Raw genomic sequence first — 1,913 nt, 5'->3', positions numbered from 1 at the left:
GTCAGAACTGATTGTTCGCTTAAGCGAAGCCCTATAACAGCCTGCTTGTAAGAGCGAACAGTTTTTGAGACCACATCAATATGTTTAGTAATCAACGGCGAACTCATTACAAGAGAACCATATCCAGCTCGAATTCCTTTATCTAGGACATAAGCCAACGTATCAAGCGCTTCTGAGTTTAATTCTACCACTAATTCGGTTAAATTGTAAACAACCACTGTTGCAACATGGTCTCGCTGTTTGCCTTCTAACCGTTCCTGAATCTTGAACTCCATCATATCTAAGCCTTCTAGATATTCCTCTGGACTTGCAAGAATCGTCACTCCTTCCATTTCAGGTAAGTTATGATACTTCGGTGCCAAGACGATAACTTTCTGTTTCCCTTTGGCAATGTGTTTCACCAAGGCTGTCATCTGCTCTTCTTTATCTGTTAGATAGAGAAGATTGCCTTTAGCCAGGTTCCAAGTAACAGGCTCAACTGTCTCCAAGTCAAGTCCTAATGGCACGAGGCCGTGTTCATAGGCAATCTGCACGCTTGCACGACTATAGAAGTCTTTCTCTGTCAACTCCTCTGGTACCATCGGAATGGCACTTGGGCGCTGTCCGGTCCAGGCTTCTTGGAGGGAAGCGACTGCTTGGCGCAGGTTGTTGAGGACTTGAGTATCATTGGCTCCATAAACTGGGAGAGCCAGCTGGATGACATCCACCTCTTCACGCTTCATAAGGGCACGTCCCTTGATATCTTCCATAGTCATAGCAAGTGGTGTAGAGCCCACGATGGCCCGCACTTCACCTGCCTCATTTTGTGGCAGGCTCAACTGGTGCTTGAAGTTCGAGTAGAGCTGAGCACGAAGGTTGGTCTGGCGACCGGCTGTCACCAAGAGGTGAACCCCGATACTGAGACCTTCACGAGAGATACGCACCAAGAGCTTGAAGAGTTCCGCCTCATAGGCTTCTTCCTTGAAGGCCTCATAGCTATCTAAGAGGATGACGATAGCCGGCTCTTCCTGACCACTGGCCTGACGGTAGAGGTCTAAGGTCCCAACACCATAGTCCGCAAGGAGTTTCTTACGACGGTTGAGTTCTCTCTCCATGATTCGTACAAATTTAGAGATCTTCTCTGTTTGGTCCAAAAGCATGGTATCCGCCACCTGTGGAAGCTTGGACAATGGAGCCAAACCATTGGTCCCAAAGTCCATCAAGTACATGGTAAGGGCATTGGGACTGAATTTGCGAGCCAAGTCCATACCAGCAGTCTGAAGGAAGGTGGTCTTTCCTGTACCCGGACTTCCGTAGAGGAGGATATGACCATCCTTGGAGAGATTGATAGAGACGGCTTCCTGCTTCTGGGCCTGCGGGATATCTGCCATTCCAAGTAGAACTGAGAGTGGTTTCTCTTGTGCCCAGGCTACTGTCGGTTGCACTTCTTCCAGCTCGTCTAACGCGATGCGCTCTTTGAGCGGTGGCAACCATGGCTGTGGTACTGGAGGAATCTCTTGTTCTTCACACAAGAGCTGGATATGGTGCACTATCGCATCCAACTCTGTCGGAACTTCCTTGATCTCATCCACATCTTCTAAGCCTGATAGGTCTTCATTCAAGATCTCATATTGGCCCAATTCATTGATCAAGTAGATGGTGTGGTCCTCGATCCCCATATCGTCCTTGTCCGGCTGGTAATCTGCCCCTGACCAGGCTGACTGGAAGAGTTCATAGACTTCGTTATTCCCGACCTGTAGATAGGCACGTCCTGTCTGAGTGATCTCGGCTGCGTCCGGCGTATGAAGCATTTCATTGGAGTCCGAACGGTCCGCCACCTTAAGGGCGATCTTGAAGCGTGAGTTAGACCAGATCTGGTCATCCACCACACCAGATGGTTTCTGAGTAGCTAGGATCAAGTGGACCCCGAGGGA

At 49.2% G+C, this 1,913-nt stretch carries 1 protein-coding gene; it reads right to left on the bottom strand.

The window, feature by feature from the left end:
• A partial coding sequence (locus PCY17_RS12100) for an FtsK/SpoIIIE domain-containing protein (RefSeq protein WP_301395775.1) occupies nucleotides 1-1,913 on the bottom strand: 1,913 nt, incomplete at both ends.

The organism is Streptococcus sp. SO2, assembly GCF_030440025.1.
Note: the sequence above shows the minus strand (reverse complement) of the source record. Positions and strands in the feature narration are given on the sequence as shown.